The sequence below is a fragment of the Mesorhizobium sp. M0968 genome (assembly GCF_040319065.1).
Classification (GTDB): domain Bacteria; phylum Pseudomonadota; class Alphaproteobacteria; order Rhizobiales; family Rhizobiaceae; genus Mesorhizobium.
The window spans coordinates 1-14,795 of record NZ_JAMYNL010000030.1 but is presented as its reverse complement, the minus strand read 5'-3'; the positions used below and the strand labels follow the sequence as shown (position 1 = coordinate 14,795).

Below are 14,795 nucleotides of genomic sequence, written 5' to 3'. Positions count from 1 at the left end.
GGAGCAGCACAGGGGAGACGTAAATGTTCATTGTCGACAGGGAGTTGGAGAGGCTCCAGGCTCAGGGGCGGCCAATTCGCGTGGGTATGGTGGGGGCCGGCTTCATGGCCCAAGGCATCGCGCTGCAGATGCTGCGATATGTCCCAGGCATGGAGCTCGTGGCGATTTCCAACAGGCACGTGGAAAAGGCGCGAGATGCCTATGCCGCCGCAGGTGAAGACGACGTGACCGAGGCGACCAGCACCAAAGCGCTTGAGGATCTCGTGGCGCGCGGTCGCCGCTCGATCACGGCCGACCCGATGCACATTTGCGAGGCCGACGACATCGACGTCGTCGTCGAGGCGACAGGCGCGATCGAGTTCGCTGCTCACGTCACAATGCGGGCGATCCGGCACGGCAAGCATGTTGCTCTGATGAACGCCGAACTCGACGGCACGATCGGACCGATCCTGAAAGTGTATGCCGACCGGGCAGGAGTGGTCCTCACCAATGTGGAGGGGGATCAGCCCGGCGTTATCATGAACCTCTACCGTTGGGTCAGGGGCCTGGGCATACGTCCGGTGCTTTGCGGGAACATCAAGGGCCTGCACGATCCCTACCGAAATCCGACGACTCAGGAGGGTTTTGCCAAGAAGTGGGGGATGAAGGCCCCAATGGTCACCTCCTTCGCGGACGGCACGAAGATCTCGTTCGAGAACGCCATCGTCGCCAACGCCACAGGCATGCGGGTGGCGAAGCGCGGCATGTACGGGCCTGTGGTCGAGCCTGGTACCCCGATCCAGGGGGCGGTCGGGTGGTATCCGCTCAATCAGCTCCTCGAGGGGCCGGGGATAGTTGATTATTGTGTCGGCGCCATGCCCAACCCCGGCATCTTCGTTCTTGGCACCACAGAGGATGCCGTCGAGAAGAACTATCTCTCACTCTACAAGATGGGCCCCGGACCGCTCTACTGTTTCTATTGGCCCTATCATCTGTGTCATTTCGAGGTGCCCTCCACGGTCGCCAGGGCCGCAATATTCCGCGATGCTGCGATTGCGCCCCTGGGCGCGCCGACCGTTGATGTGGTGGCCGCCGCCAAGCGGGACCTTAGTGCCGGAGAGATCCTCGATGGCCTTGGACATTACATGACCTACGGGCTCTGCGAGAACGCGCGAACGGTGAACGCCGAGCGGCTTGTGCCGATCGGGCTCGCCGAGGGCTGCCGGCTGCTGCGCGACGTGAAGCGGGACGAGGTTCTCGGCTATGACGATATCGAGCCTCCGATCGGGCGGCTTTGCGACACACTGCGCCGGGAGCAGGATCTTGCCTTCTTCGGCCGCTCTGTAGCCTCCCTGCGCCGCGAGGTTTCTGCAACCGCCTAGTTAGCGGGACTCCAGTTGTTCCGCCGCCCGAACCTTAGAGTTGAGATGGCCGAACCGATGTCCGATTTCCATTGCCTGACACAGGCCGCCGCGCTTTGCCTCCTCTTTGTGGGTACGACTTTCCTGGCCCTTAACCCGGATTGGATCGACAGGCCCCTCGCAACGGCCGTCAACACCGTAGCGAGCAATCAGCCCTTCGCCAGCCGGCTCGCTTTCGGTGCCGTCTACCCAACAACCGAGGGCGCTATAGTTGTGTCCTTGCTTTGGTATTGCTGGTTCGCCCATGACGGGCCGGAATCGAGGGCAAGGCTGGTGAGCGGCGTCTGCGCAGCTGTCCTCGCGGCGCTCGTCGCGCATTTCCTGCAGGGCACTCTGCCGACGACGCCAAAGCCGATTTTTGACTCCGCACTTGGGCTTCATATCCCGGACGTTCTGGGCGACGCTGCCGTTCTGCGCTCAGCGCCTTTCGCCGGCACCCCCGGGTTCCCCAGCGAGCGAGCGGTTCTGTTCGCGGGTCTAGCGATCGCCATTCTTCTCGTTCGCTTCGAACTCGGACTGCTCGCCCTGGCCTGCACCTTGGTGGTAGAGCTTGCTCGAGTCTACTTGGGGCTGCATTACCCGACCAATGCTCTGGGTAGCCTCGCCTTGGCCGCCACCCTGGTATGGGTAGCACAAACGCACCCGAGCCTTGAACTCGGCGCCCTGGTTCTCCGGTGGGAGCGCGGCGCCCCACCAAGCTTCTATCTGTGCAGCTTTCTGGCCTCATACCTCGTTGTTGCGTTCCAGGAGTTGCGCGAACTTGCCAAAGGGCTTCTGCAATAGGAACTGGTGTGAAGCCGGCCAGCGACATGACGTGCATCGCCGCGCTGAAGCGTCATCTTGGCCGGACAACAACAATCATGCTGAAACGTGTTCGCAACAGCGGCGGATTACCTCAATGAAGCGGATTAGGCATCCGGCAAGCTGGATAAGGCCGCTCTACGGCTTCCACTTGCCCTACTACCTCTGCCATCTTGAGGTACCCAACACACTGCGCGCGCCGCGCTGTTCGACAAGCCCGATCTCTCCGATCGGCGAACCCAAGGTCAATTTCGTTGCAACCCGCCAAGACCGATTCGAACTGCCCGCCCTTCCTGCGTTCAGCTCCGCAACGAACAGGATTGCCACTTCTTTGGCTCCGCAGTAGCCGGCACGGCCCCGGGGACGAGGCGACTCGTGAGCCGGCGCTCGCAGCGGGCGGCTCCTACTTCCTACGCGGTAGGGCGACGACGTTGGCCGAGCCCAAGGCGATGCTCCCGCAGCATCTGTTACGAACGCCGAGCGACGGGATTACCTCCTTTTGTTGGAGCGCCTGCCACAATGACACTCTGGTCGCGGGAGGGAATCGATGTAAAATTCACAGGGCGATAGCCGCTCCGCGTTAGGCCAGACTGAACCTCATCTGGCGCTGTTGTCTATTTTGGACACAGTGAGGACGGCGGACACAGTGAGGACGGCGCAGTCAAGCGGAACAGCTACTAGGAATAAGCCAAAGGCAACCATTGATGTACAATCCAGATCGGCTCCGGTATTGTAAGCGAGTTGTAAGAGCGGCCTTAGGATTCGATCATCTTCTCCGGCCCGAATGCTCCATTCCTACACAAAAACTCGGCTCCGCATATGGAGGTTGGGTCGTTGCGGTCGAGCCTCTTCTAGCTGCCCCCTCCCCTATTGTTCTTTCCTTTGGCTTAGGGGACGATATTTCATTTGATCTGGAAGTCAGCAAAGTATTCGGTGCAAAGGTCTTTGGGTTTGATCCGACTCCGGCCAGTCTTGACTGGATTGCCGCTCAGGAATTACCTCCCACTGTGCGGATCTACCCCTTGGGAATATCTAATTTCGACGGGGAGCAAACGTTTGCTGTGTACGAAGATGACACACGCAGCAATTTTTCCACGAAGTTGGTTACAGCCAAGAGCATTATCTGCAACGTGAGGCGTTATTCTACTATCCTGGATATGCTCGGACTGGCAACTATCGATGTGCTGAAACTCGACGTCGAGGGGGCAGAGCACGACGTCCTTCCAGAGGTGCTTGGATCTGATGTCTTACCAAGACAGATTCTCGTCGAGTTTCACCACTGGTGGCACCGCACTCCAGTGGAGCAAACCTACCGAACAGTGGAAGCGATAAAGGGCCAGGGTTACACCCTGTTCCATGTTTCTCCTGCGGGCCACGAATTGTCATTTTTGCTGACCCGATAACAAGCCATACGAGAACTTTCGACAAGCCGCGCTCGGTGGCGGGGATCGTCGGCAACAACCTGACGCCACGCTTGCCAAGTGACCCGAGATGCAGGCCGAACGCGAACCGTTTCTCGGCAGGCATCGCCCGCGCCGCACTGATCAGCCGACCCACATGTTCGGCATTGCCGACGGCAGCATGGCCGGCATGCAACTCCCGGAGAAGCTGTGGCGCAAGCGCTTGTGAACTGACGGCTCGCGGCAGGGCGGCTACGTCCATGCCATAGGAGCATAGGCTGAAGAGGCTAGCCAACCAGAAAGGGGACGCACGGGAAGTAGCTGGGACGGGCATCGAGCGGTGGGGATTACCTCCTTTTGCTGGCGTGCCTCCCACAATGACACTCTGGCAGAACAAGGCACTTTCGCCTTTCGTTAGAGGAGTGTGGGGCAGACCGTCGGTCGACGGCGCCACCACAGCCCTCAAGAATTGGATGGGACCCGATGACAGATCGCATTGCGCTCATAACTGGTGTGACCGGTCAGGACGGTGCCTACCTTGCCAGACTGCTGCTGGAGAACGGCTATATTGTCCACGGACTGAAACGCAGATCCTCCTCCTTCAATACCGACCGCATCGACGACATCTACGTCGATCAGCACGAACCGGACGCACGCTTTTTTCTCCACTACGCCGACCTGACCGATGCGACCAATCTCATTCGCATCGTTCAGGAGACGCGCCCTACCGAAATCTACAATCTGGCGGCCCAAAGCCATGTCCAGGTAAGCTTCGAGACGCCTGAATATACCGGCAACGCCGATGCCCTTGGCACACTCAGGCTGCTTGAAGCCATCCGCATCCTGAAGATGGGAGAGCGGGTGCGCTTTTATCAGGCATCAACCTCCGAGCTGTTCGGCAAAGTCCAGGAGGTGCCCCAGACGGAGAAGACGCCGTTCTACCCGCGCTCTCCCTATGCGGCGGCCAAACTCTATGCCTATTGGATCACGATCAACTACCGTGAAGCGTACGGAATGTTCGCTTCCAATGGCATACTGTTTAATCATGAAGGCCCCACGCGCGGCGAGACGTTTGTGACCCGCAAGATCACACGTGCGGTTGCAGGTATCGAGCGAGGCTTTCAGTCCGCCCTCTATCTTGGAAATCTGGATGCGAAACGCGACTGGGGGCATGCTCGCGACTATGTGGAGGGCATGTGGCGGATTCTTCAGCACGCCGAGCCAGACGACTTCGTCCTCGCCACGGGCGAAACCCACTCGGTTCGAGAGTTCGTAGAGCGTGCCTTTCGGGCAGTCGGCCGTGTCATCGTCTGGGAAGGTAAGGGGGTGAACGAGATCGGCCGGGATGGCAAGACAGGAGAGATCCTCGTCCGAATCGACCCACGCCATTTCCGTCCAACGGAGGTCGATCTCCTGATGGGAAATCCGGCGAAAGCCCGCTCAAAGCTCGGCTGGTCGCCTAAGACGACGTTCAGCGACCTCGTGGCGGAAATGGTGGCCGCCGATCTGAAACGTCTGGAGCGAGAGAGCTGGCATATGGACAGTAGCGTCTAGAAAGCGCCACCGGTCATGAACAACGCTTACCGGCTCGACGCAAAACGGATATTCGTGGCTGGCCACCGCGGCATGGTCGGCTCGGCTGTGGCGCCGCGATTGGAGGAGGAAAACTGCGAGGTCCTAATGGCACCGCGCGACGTTCTCGACCTTCGAAATCAGGACGCCGTGCATCGCTGGATGACAGAAACCAGGCCCGACGCCGTGGTCCTTGCAGCCGCAAAGGTCGGCGGGATTCTCGCCAACGATCGTTATCCGGCCGAATTCCTGCGAGACAACTTGCTGATCGAAACGAATGTCATCCACGCCGCGTTCCAGTGTGACGTTGGCCGACTGTTGTTCTTGGGCTCATCCTGCATCTATCCGAATCTGCCGCCACAGCCGATCCCGGAAGACGCGCTTCTCACAGGCCCCTTGGAACCCACCAACGAGTGGTACGCTATCGCCAAGATCGCCGGTTGATCCGCTTGCCGCCCTGGGGGCCGTTCCGGAAAATCGGCTTGGCACGCCGGGAGTTGCCGGTCAGCGTCCCCAGTTGAAGTTCTCCGACTCCAGAAAAGCGCTTGGTTCACCTCGCTTTGGGAGTATTTCGGCCTAGGCGTGCCTGCAACTTCACGAAAGATAGACGCCGCCAATTCTGGACCTATGGGCCTGCGCCCTTGGCAGAGTGGGCGGCAGCCGCTCTCGTGAGGTATCGATCTCGCGGGCGTGCGTTCGGGTACTCGCCGTTTGCGTCGGTCCAATGAGAGCGCGGCCTAATCCGTCATTCCTTCTCTGAACAGACGACGTTCCGCTGATTCCTTGAAAGGCGTGAGAAGGCGAGCCAGCCTCCGAAATGCCTTTCGTCGCCATTCTCGCGGAACCGGAACTTGAACGCGGTCACCGGCATGTTGCAGCCCAGCCCACCCTTGTCGTCAGCCCGAGCAGCACGCACGAGACATCCTTTCGGTCGCCGACAGGCATGCTCCTATTGGACTAGGGGGTGCCAATCGGGGCGTTAGGGCTACCCCAATTCATGAAGGAGCCTCCCGCCCGGCAGCGTGCTACGCCTGTCTGCGCGAGAGCCGAGCAAAATGCGTGACCCAGGACACAGTCGGACAAGCCAGGCCGAACACATTCGTCTTCGTCGCGAGATGTTCGAGGCTGTCGATGCCGTGCTGCGCCGCAATCCAGAGGTCGGAGCCTACAACCAGAAAATTTGAGAGGACTGGATCATGCCGGAGCGGATCGTCAGTTTTGTGATGAGCGGGGGCGTCGGCTCGCGGCTGTGGCCGCTGTCGCGCGAAGACAATCCCAAGCAATTCCACGACCTTTCGGGCGACGGCTCGATGCTTGCGAAGACTGTCCGGCGCCTCAAGGCGCGCTCGGACGGCGAGACGCCGATCTATCTGATAGCATCCGAACGGCATGCCGACCGCGTTATCTCGGACATCGGTCCGCTCGGCCTGAACGGCGGCAGACCGATTTTCGAGCCCGTCGGCCGCAATACCGCCGCTGCAGTGGCCATAGCCACGTTGCAGACGATCTCCGAATATGGCGGTGACGCGCTTGTGCTCGTGGTGCCCTCCGACCATCAGATATCGACCGAAATGCAATTCTGGCAAACCGTCGAGGCTGGCATGCCTGCCGCCGATTCAGGAAGCATTGTCGTATTCGGCATCAGGCCGACCCATCCCGAAACCGGGTACGGCTACATCGAGGTTACGGCAAATGGTGACGGCGGGGCCGCCGTTTCACATTTTGTCGAAAAGCCCAATGCCGAGACGGCCCGCAAATATGTGGCTTCGGGAAGATTCTACTGGAACGCCGGCATCTTCCTGTTTCGTGCCGACACGATGCGGGAGGCGTTTCTCGAGTTCCGGCCAGACATCTGGGACACCGCGGAACGGGCCCATAAGGCTGCACGGACCGACGTCTTGGGCATCTACCTGCCCCAGGGCTTCTATTCGGCTGTCCCGTCGACGTCGATCGACTACGCAGTCATGGAGCATGCACGCGGTATTGCGATGGTTACGGCTTCCTTCCGCTGGAACGACCTTGGATCGTGGCAATCGCTGCTGGAAGCCAGCCCGACGGACCGCGACGGCAATGTCGTAATGGGCGACGTTGTCGCCATGGATTGCGGCAACTCCTATCTCAGAAGCCAGGGCAGACTGCTGACAGTCATTGGAATGAAGCATGTGGCGGTGGTGACGACACCGGACGCGGTATTCGTCGCTCCTGTCAGCCACAGCCAGAACGCGAAGAAAGTCGTCGAACAACTCGAGAAGAGCGGACGCCTTGAAACGAAGTTCACGGGGTCGGACGACCGGGTCATCATCAGCGGGTCATGGCGCAAGCGGGTCGAGCACTGGCTCTTCAACGAAACCCTGCCGCTGTGGTCCACTGCAGGTGTCGACGATGCGTATGGCGGCTTCCACGAGGCGCTCGGTTTCGATGCAAGGCCGTTGGGCAAACCCAAGCGCATGCGGACGATGGCTCGCCAGATTTACGCGTTCGCGGTGGCCAAAGAACGCGGCTGGGTTGGACCGGCCGACAAGCTCATCGACCACGGCATCGAGTTTATCGCCAAACACGGCCGCACCGAACGCGGTGGCTGGGTGCGCATCCTTAATTCCAATGGCAGCGTGGCTGACCCGACGGAGGACGCCTACGACCATTCCTGTGTGCTCCTGGCGCTTGCCCATGCTCACCGATGCGGCCATCAGGATGCCCTGCAGCTGGCACAAGAGACGTTCCATTTCATCGACACCCATCTCGAGGACGTCAGCCTGAACGGCTTCCTCGAGACCCCCGGCTGGAAGGGGGTGCGGTTCTCGAACCCGCACATGCACATGCTGGAATCCTTCCTTGCCTGGCATCGCGTCACCGGCGAGCGTGCATATCTCCGTCGGGCGGCACGTGTCGTCGATCTCTTCCGGTGCCATTTCTTCGATCAGGAGAGCTGGACGCTTGGGGAACATTTCGATGTCGATTGGCTACCGTTGTCGGGAGAGGAGGGACAGTGGACCGAACCAGGGCACCATTTCGAATGGGCCTCGCTCCTCATCGATTTCGCGCGGGCAAGCGGGCAGAAAGACTTGGCAGCCTATGCAAGGAAGCTCTATTCGTCGGCGATCGCAAGCGGATTGAACCGGTCCACGGGCCTGGCTTATGCAGCCGTGTCGCGGCAGGGAATTCCCTTCGACCGGCTCTCCCGCAGCTGGCCGCAATGCGAAGCCGTCAAGGCGGCCGTCGCCCTGGACGGCATCGGCGGGCCTGATCTGAAACCTGAGATCGAAGCTCGTGTCGCCCGCCTCTTCAAATGGCATATCGATCCCGCACCGCTAGGCTTGTGGATCGACAGAATTGACGAGCGCGGAAGGTCACTGGCGACGGAGGTGCCCGCGAGCATTTTCTACCACCTCGTGACGGCGTTGATGCAGTATCTGGACAAGACCGCAGGGCAAGTCGAACCTTTCCCGCTGCCAGCTTTGGATGTGAGCAAAAACGTTGCGATGCAGGGTTACGGCTGACCCAACCGTCCGCCATAGCTCCGTGTTGGTCAAACGACCAATAACGAAACTAGTACAAGATCGGGAGGAATACCCATGAAAGTGACAATCCTGGGAAACTGTCCGCCCCATGCCTACAAGGGATTGATGCAAGGCTCAGACCGAGAAGCTGCAATCAAGGCGGTTTTGGAAAGCGTTGGTGGCAAGGTATCCGGTATGATGTTTACTCGCGGCGCCTATGATATTGTCATCAATGCTGAGGTTCCGGACCAGGCCGATGGGATGGACCTAGCACTGGCGGTCCAGGCAAGCGGCTGGATAAACGAGCTAGTTGTCCTGGAAGAACTCGACATGAAGGCGGCGCTCGCAGCCGCCAAAAAGGCTGCCGCGTTTACAAGCCCGCCGGCTGATTGGATAACTGGCTGCACATTGAAGGCAGCACGGTTCCGTTGAACGCGCCGTGCTGCCAAGTCTCAAGGAAAGACACGCTGCGGTTTCGGAAAGCCGAAGCAGGCGCGGCATTGGTTCTGCTTTGATACCGCGCCGACAGCGAACGCGCCCGGCTCAGGGGTCAGAAACGGAGGTCATGCCGAGTTAATTTTGGAATGTACGAATGTACACCCTAGAAGGTGCGCTTGACGGACCGGCGAGGTCCGGTTTTGTAGAGGTTTCTTCTCGGAGCGCTTCTAATCGGAGCGCGACAAGTCAATCGAGATCACATTGTCAGTATCTGTTTCAGGTAGCTCGAACAGCATCAGCAAAAATTGGCCGCTCGGGCGGCGTTCTCATGATCACCGTCCCTAAGGGTGCTCGGACTTTACGACTTTCCAGGATACCTATGGTCCTGACGCAGCGGGTGGAGCTATCCGTCACTTCCCTGCCCTGTGCGCCGCCACCAATCTCGCGTAGAAGGGCCCTGGCCGAACCCGGCCCTGCGACGCGAGAACTCCATGCGAATAGTGTTGCCTGTCCTGTTGCTCGGCGCCGCCCTTGCCAGCCTGTCGCCCGCCAAGGCCGCGGCGGGCGATTGCGGGGATGCCGCCGCGCTGGTGCAGCAGGCCTATCCCAACGCCCGAAAGAGCGCCGACGGCACCTCGTTCACGCTTGAACCTCATACTAGCATCACCTCAACGTTCACGGAGAGCGAAGCGCCATTTGGCCTGGTCTGCAAGATTTGGCCCGCCCATGTCGACCTGCTGTTGGTCGCAGTGCCGCTGATTGACAGCGCTAACGGCGACCACCTGCATGTCGGCGATATCGAGCTTCTGGTCGTCGACAGGAATACGCGGCGCGTGCGCCAGCGCCTGCTCCAGCCCGGTCTGATGACCGATGACGCGATTGTCATCGAGAAGGTGGAATTCGAGACGGGCCGCTATGCACTGGCCCCCAATGTCAGCGCATTCGGCCTGCGCATCGAAATGGCGCACCATTCGCTGACCGCTCCCTTCACTGGAACCGACCTGCGGCTATACGCTCTCACCGGCGATACGCTACGCGTGGTGCTCGACGGCCTCGTGGTGGCCGGCTCTGGCGGCGATAGCGATGGTAGTTGCGCCGGATACTTTCATTCCAGCCAGGTCAGCCTGGCGATAAGCCCGGCGCGCCATCATGGCTATCACGATCATGGCTATCACGATATCACCGCGATTGAGCGGTCGAATACCGATAATCCCTCCCCCGACCACAATGGCGAATGCCAGTCCCATCCTGGCAAGCCTGCGAAGCGGACCTACTGGATGCGCTATGATGGCAGCCGCTATGCGGTTCCCGCGGCACTCAAGGTGATGGGGTTGTGAGGCGGCCGCACACGTCCCTGCCTTGGTTCGTCAATGTCATCAATTCCAGTTGAACGGGTATCGACCGTTAATTCTCTCGTGGTAGGAGGCGCTCAAGGGGGCTCTTCTCAAAGGAGCTGATGATTTGTGGTGGTCAAGATTCAAAAGGGGTTTTGCCGGAACGTGGGACGACAGACTTGACGGGCTATTCTCCGCAAAGGTCGACTACGCCGGAAAATCCATTCTCGATGTTGGCTGCAATATGGGTGTTGTCGCCTATGAGATATCCAAGCTGAAACCCAGCTCGATCCACGGGATCGACATTGCCAAGCCGCACATCGAGACCGCAAAGATGTTGTTGAGTGGCTCCCCGGTACATGCCAGGTTCGATCGCCTGAATCTTGGCAGCCGGCGCCTCGGCAATATCCTTCTACCGAAATACGATATCGTCCTGCTGCTGGCCGTCTATCAGCACATGCAGCGCAACATCGGCCCAGGCAAGGCGCGAACGGTGCTTTCCAATATTGTGAGGCGCACCTCAAACGTCGTTGCCCGCGTTCCGCCTGGAACGGATGGCGAATTCATCGAAACGCTTTCTGACGAGGGGTTCCAGGTCAAGAGCACTCACACATCGCCTCTTGGTAGTCATGTGCTCGTGCTTGAGAAACCCGCCTTACGAAATCCGCAGCCATAGAGATGACATCCATGTGGCAGCAGCGGGCGCAGACCCGCTGCCTGCCTGCAACGCAGTCCCGGGAGAGCCCGATTCGCCGGCAGAAAGCACCTTGCGGATGGACGTCGGGCCTATGCCTTTGACATTGAGGTTGACTCCGCAGCCGTGCTGGAAGAGCTTTTCAAGGTCAATGGCTGGAGTAGCGGCTGGCGGGACGGCATCTACCACTACGTTCATTACCATTCCCGCAAAAATGAAGTGCTTGGGGTTGCGCGCGGAACCGGCAAGGTTCGGTTCGGGGCAACAGGGGCCGTACATTGTCCTTGAAGGCCGGCGACGTGGCAGTTCTTCCGGCCGGCACCGGTCACCCAGTTGGCCGTCCACGGGAAGGCTCCCGGTCTATGGGAGGAAGCGCCGCTGGTCTCAGCGTGGAAAAAATGAAGCTTGAAGATGAAGTCCGCCACGTTTCCGAAGACTTGGACGATGATGTACTGAGTGACGCTGTGCGGGCGCTGCATCGTCGGGTTAAGATCGTTCATGATTTCGATATCCCATACATTGCTGGCTACAGCAAAGATGGCAGGACGATTTATATCGATCGCCATATGCCTCGCACTATGGATTGGAAATCGGCCAAGGTCCGGCTTGCCCCATTTCTGCTAACGCACGAGATCGTTGAAAAGGCGCTCCTAGACGAACTCGGGCTTCATTACCTGCACGCGCATCAGATCGCCCTTCGAGCCGAACGCGATGCCGTGAAGGCGGCGGGTGTTGGCTGGTCCGCTTACCAGGCCGTCAACAAAAAGAACGAAAAACCGATCTCCGAAGAGAAGCTCAAGAAGATTCCCAAGGATCTTGACCTGACGCCCTACCGCGACATGAGTGACTTTTCAACGCTAGAGCGTCTGCTGAAGGCGCAACGATAGTCGGACAAGCCAATGGTCCTCGCTCGCCAGTTCCATGACCGCCGCCTTGCTGCAGAGCCGACGATGCTCTTTGTTAGATTCGAGCCCGGCCGAGAGTAGGGCTTTCAGTCGCAGATGCTAACGAGGCAGTAGGTTTCCTTGTTCCTTGGCCGTTTCGAGAAACGCCCCGCGGACCACTTCGCGTTTCACCTGATCAATCAAAGGCATGCTGGCAGAGCTGCACTGCGCTGAGCCATTTGGGCCACGCTGCTTGGTCCTGTGCAACAGTTGCTCAGCGGCTCGGCGGCCCGCTCGAAGTCGTTGCACTGATAGGCAATGCCAGGACAGGTGGTCCTTACGGACACTGGCGTCAGGATAGGCGCTTAATTTGAGAAGCTGGAAGGTGGGATGCTATCGTATTAGCGCGAAGGCCGTGTATCCTTTGAATTCCATGCGCTGTGCAACTTCTCAAATAATACCTGCGTAGCCACTATGTGAATTGAAGCCGAGGACGATGACAACCAGCCGCGCGGCCTGGTGGCCGAGCGCCACGTCCGAAGGACGATGGAGGCCGCCAACGCGTGTCCGAAAATTGTAGCATACTTCGGTCTCATACCTTGCGTTTGTCCGAAAAGCACAGCCGGACGGGACCGCCGAAGCGGCGAAAGCGACCCCCGCGCCTCCTATCCGAAGTCAGAGAGAACCAGAGAGGACCCATAAGAGGAACTTAAAGCCGCAAGAGCCCGCCGACCAACCCCGTTTAGCCGCAGCTAACGGAACGATGTAGGCCCTCGCGGGTTTAGAGGCGGCAGCGGATTCTTCGTGATGTGCAGCCGCTGTAGGGGGGTCCGTCGCCTCTCTTCCTCACCGGCGGCGAGCTCCTTTCGCGAAGGCGGTGTTGGTCAGAGAATCTTTACCGCCATCCAAGTTAGCTAGTTGCCATTGGGGGGGAGTAACGTCCCCTCCTCTTTTGCAGCAGCCAGGAACGCCTTGCGAGCCTTCTCAGGTTCCATCTCGTCGAAAATCACGGCCATGCAAACACGCACCGCGACGTCCCACAAGGGCCACGCTTGGTCCAGTTCATCAGTTCCTCGCCGGCTGCCTCGGCGTTGTTGACATTGCGGATGATCCCGAGACGCTCAGTCTTGACAGGGATCGGAGGGTTGAACCAGTGGGTTGTCATGTGGGGAAATGTCGGGCAACTATGGAATTTTGTCGGCCGATTCCAGCTTCCGCAGCTCAGACTGCTCTGAAAGCTCCCGCGCCAGTGTGGCAAGCGTCGGTGTCAGAGTTGGTTCGCCTACAAACCTTAGGAGCCTGCGCAGCTTCCGGCAGTAGTCTTCCGAACTGATCATCCCTCGGAAGGCACGTCCCCTACGCAGGATGGCCATGAGGGTCACTGAAGCTTCCTTCTGGTTCGTCGAAGGCCATAGAAGCCCGCGCTGCCAAAGTGGTGGCGCTCCAATCAACCTCGACCTGCTCTCGCCGCTCAAGCTCCTGCAACAATGCAGCAAGGGACGCCGGCAGTTTCTCGTCGACTTCGAGACCAAGCCTGTTGCGGAGCATCTGACGATTATCTTCTGAGCTGATCAGCCGTTGAAAGGCTGTCCCTGCTGTTGGTCGTGCCGGCATAAGGTCGTTCCCACATTCGGTCTGAAACACTTTCGTTGTGAAAGGGTTCCGAAGGGGAAGCGAATAATTTGGTGAGAATCTCTGAGCCGGGATTGGATGACCAGCTCGCGCGAAGTTCCCCGTGCCGCTCTCGATCTCATAGAGGGTTGAACCAATGGGTTGCCATGTGGCTATTCGCGAAGGTCGAACGCGACGAACAGGCCAAAGGCTGGGCCAATCTCGACAATAAGCTCGACCAGCGCGCAGTCACTTTCCACCAGATGCGGCCCGGCTCGGCGCACCGCTGCGATGGTCTCTTTCACGGAGATGATTTGGCCGCGACCGGCTTGTAAGATCAGCTCTTTAACAAGCTTATGGGCAGTCACTTTGCTCGGTCGGCAGTTCGTCCAAACGTTCATACTAGGCCTCCCACCTCAGCGAGAACCCACGCGGAACATTCATGATCCTCTGTCGGGAAAAATCAAGAAGAATGTTTGATGGAAATTTCTTAGCGGGAACCAGAGAAACAAGTACGGAGCGAGCCTCTGTACTCTTCCGCTTTGAGCTCAGCCAGCGCTAAGGGACTTCTTCGGTCGGCCCCTCTTTGGCCCGATCAATAGCCGCAAGTAATGACTGAAGGTTTGGCGGCAGTTCTGGTTCGACCCCCAGATTTAAGAACGTTTGTAGGTTATGACGATAGCCATCGGAACGGATCAGTTTCCGAAACGCTTCGGAGACAGACTGATGGTCTGCTTTGTTGCTGGTTGCCATGTTCGGGGAGTCTCTTCCCAATGAGCCGCAACTCGCCCGCAACGAATGGGTTCCATCAGGACGTCGGAATATTAAGTATAAATTTCTGAGCGGGAGATCGGATAACCGGCTCGCGCGAAGACCCCCCGTGCCACCTTCGTTTGCCGCAGCATTATCCTCGCTCTTTGAACTGAAGATTTGTGTCGGTCTGGCGTCCGCGTTGCACATCGTGAACGTTGGAATGCTTCTGTCCAATGTTTGCTCACGCTGTGATGCCAATAGGGCAGGCGCTTGCGGCGGGGTGCCGCAAGGCCGCGACGAATGAAACGCCGGCGCAGTTCAACCCACGCGACGTCGTTCAAAGCTGGGGGGATCGATCTCCATCAAGCGGTCTGCGGCCTCGACCGCAGTTCGTATCCTGCTGCACAGCGC

Annotated in this window: 13 protein-coding genes and 2 pseudogenes; 11 read left to right on the top strand and 4 right to left on the bottom strand. The window is 59.1% G+C overall.

From position 1 onward, the window contains the following. Positions 1–23: 23 nt before the first annotated feature. The 11 genes and pseudogenes from NKH67_RS29315 (at position 24) to NKH67_RS29260 (ending at position 12,023) form a co-directional block, all read left to right on the top strand. Positions 24–1,361, top strand: a complete 1,338-nt coding sequence (locus tag NKH67_RS29315; RefSeq protein WP_352473830.1) for an NAD(P)H-dependent oxidoreductase — start codon at positions 24–26, stop codon at positions 1,359–1,361. A gap of 45 nt (positions 1,362–1,406) precedes the next feature. Continuing rightward, positions 1,407–2,183: a phosphatase PAP2 family protein gene (locus NKH67_RS29310; RefSeq protein WP_352473832.1), complete on the top strand. Its 777-nt coding sequence runs from the start codon at positions 1,407–1,409 to the stop codon at positions 2,181–2,183. A gap of 722 nt (positions 2,184–2,905) precedes the next feature. Further along, positions 2,906–3,604, top strand: a complete 699-nt coding sequence (locus NKH67_RS29305; RefSeq protein WP_352473833.1) for an FkbM family methyltransferase — start codon at positions 2,906–2,908, stop codon at positions 3,602–3,604. A gap of 88 nt (positions 3,605–3,692) precedes the next feature. After that, complete coding sequence (locus NKH67_RS29300; RefSeq protein WP_352473834.1) at positions 3,693–3,830, top strand: hypothetical protein; 138 nt, start codon at positions 3,693–3,695, stop codon at positions 3,828–3,830. Positions 3,831–4,084: 254 nt separating this feature from the next. Further along, the gene (gene gmd / locus NKH67_RS29295; RefSeq protein WP_352473835.1) at positions 4,085–5,155 is read left to right on the top strand and encodes a GDP-mannose 4,6-dehydratase; all 1,071 of its coding nucleotides are present in this window, start codon (positions 4,085–4,087) and stop codon (positions 5,153–5,155) included. Between the two features lie 15 nt (positions 5,156–5,170). Further along, a pseudogene (locus tag NKH67_RS29290) lies at positions 5,171–5,614 on the top strand (NAD-dependent epimerase/dehydratase family protein); the annotation flags it as partial. 755 nt (positions 5,615–6,369) lie between these two features. Next, positions 6,370–8,670 (top strand): AGE family epimerase/isomerase, encoded by a 2,301-nt coding sequence (locus tag NKH67_RS29285; RefSeq protein ID WP_352473836.1) that lies wholly within the window; start codon positions 6,370–6,372, stop codon positions 8,668–8,670. Between the two features lie 75 nt (positions 8,671–8,745). Then, positions 8,746–9,102 carry a GYD domain-containing protein gene (locus NKH67_RS29280; RefSeq protein WP_352473837.1) on the top strand — a complete coding sequence of 119 codons (357 nt, stop codon included), beginning with the start codon at positions 8,746–8,748 and terminating at the stop codon, positions 9,100–9,102. Positions 9,103–9,623: 521 nt separating this feature from the next. Then, the gene (locus NKH67_RS29275) at positions 9,624–10,445 is read left to right on the top strand and encodes a PA3715 family protein (protein ID WP_353032391.1); all 822 of its coding nucleotides are present in this window, start codon (positions 9,624–9,626) and stop codon (positions 10,443–10,445) included. Positions 10,446–10,569: 124 nt separating this feature from the next. After that, complete coding sequence (locus NKH67_RS29270; RefSeq protein ID WP_352473839.1) at positions 10,570–11,118, top strand: class I SAM-dependent methyltransferase; 549 nt, start codon at positions 10,570–10,572, stop codon at positions 11,116–11,118. Between the two features lie 296 nt (positions 11,119–11,414). Beyond that, positions 11,415–12,023, top strand: coding sequence for a hypothetical protein (locus tag NKH67_RS29260; RefSeq protein WP_352473841.1), 609 nt, complete (start codon positions 11,415–11,417; stop codon positions 12,021–12,023). Positions 12,024–12,934: 911 nt separating this feature from the next. On the opposite strand, the pseudogene NKH67_RS29255 reads toward NKH67_RS29260, so the two are convergent. From NKH67_RS29255 to NKH67_RS29240, 4 genes and pseudogenes are all read right to left on the bottom strand, one after another. Further along, a pseudogene (locus tag NKH67_RS29255) lies at positions 12,935–13,111 on the bottom strand (DUF982 domain-containing protein); the annotation flags it as partial. 265 nt (positions 13,112–13,376) lie between these two features. Continuing rightward, on the bottom strand, positions 13,377–13,634 hold the full coding sequence (locus NKH67_RS29250) for a hypothetical protein (RefSeq protein WP_352473842.1): 258 nt from the start codon (positions 13,632–13,634) through the stop codon (positions 13,377–13,379). Positions 13,635–13,804: 170 nt separating this feature from the next. Beyond that, positions 13,805–14,032 (bottom strand): hypothetical protein, encoded by a 228-nt coding sequence (locus NKH67_RS29245; RefSeq protein WP_352473844.1) that lies wholly within the window; start codon positions 14,030–14,032, stop codon positions 13,805–13,807. A gap of 157 nt (positions 14,033–14,189) precedes the next feature. After that, positions 14,190–14,384, bottom strand: a complete 195-nt coding sequence (locus NKH67_RS29240; RefSeq protein WP_352473845.1) for a hypothetical protein — start codon at positions 14,382–14,384, stop codon at positions 14,190–14,192. Positions 14,385–14,795: the final 411 nt, after the last annotated feature.